Source organism: Luteitalea sp., assembly GCA_009377605.1.
In the GTDB taxonomy this organism is placed as follows: Bacteria; Acidobacteriota; Vicinamibacteria; order Vicinamibacterales; family Vicinamibacteraceae; genus WHTT01.
In genome coordinates this window covers 1-614 of the sequence record WHTT01000301.1, presented here as the reverse complement: position 1 = coordinate 614, position 614 = coordinate 1, and the positions used below count along the sequence as shown (strand labels likewise).

The window sequence follows — 614 nt, the reverse complement described above, 5'->3', positions numbered from 1 at the left end:
GCGCCCCCGTCCGGATCAGGATGTAGCTCGCGAACAGGGCTCCGAACAGCATGACTTCCGAGGCCAGGAAGAGCCAGATGCCGATCTTGCCGTTGGTCAGACCGGTGTCGCGGCGCACCTCGACGGTGTAGGGGATGTCCATCTCGATCAGGCCTCGTGCTGCGGCAGGAAGTCCTTGGCCGCGCCGGGAACGCTGTACTCGTAGGGCCCGCGGTACGCTTGCGGGGCCTCGAGGAAATTGCCGTGCGGGGGAGGCGAGGGACCGGCCCACTCGATCGTCGTGGCCTGCCATGGGTTCCCGTCGGTCTTCTCCCCCTTCCAGATGCTCCAGAAGAAATTGAAGATGAAGGGAATCTGGAAGATCGCGAGGATCCATGCGCCCCAGGAGGAGACGACGTTCCAGTGGAGGACCGGCTCCGCGAAGGCGTATGTCGCCCCACCGTCGAACAGGCGCCGCGAGACGCCGGCCATCCCCACGATGAACATCGGCATGAAGACGACGTTCATGCAGACGAGCGAGCCGACGAAATGGATCTTGCCGAGCGTCTCGTTCATCTTCCGCCCGGTGGCCTTTGGAAACCAGTAGTAGATCCCCGCGAAGAGGCCGAAAATCG

General features: G+C 63.5%; 2 protein-coding genes. Both read right to left on the bottom strand.

What is annotated here, in order from left to right; translation table 11 throughout:
* Positions 1 to 142 (bottom strand): heme-copper oxidase subunit III (locus GEV06_29030; protein ID MPZ21884.1); only part of this gene is annotated, 142 nt, incomplete at its 3' end.
* Positions 143 to 147: 5 nt separating this feature from the next.
* The coding region (locus tag GEV06_29025; protein ID MPZ21883.1) for a cytochrome C oxidase subunit I at positions 148 to 614 on the bottom strand (467 nt) is incomplete at its 5' end.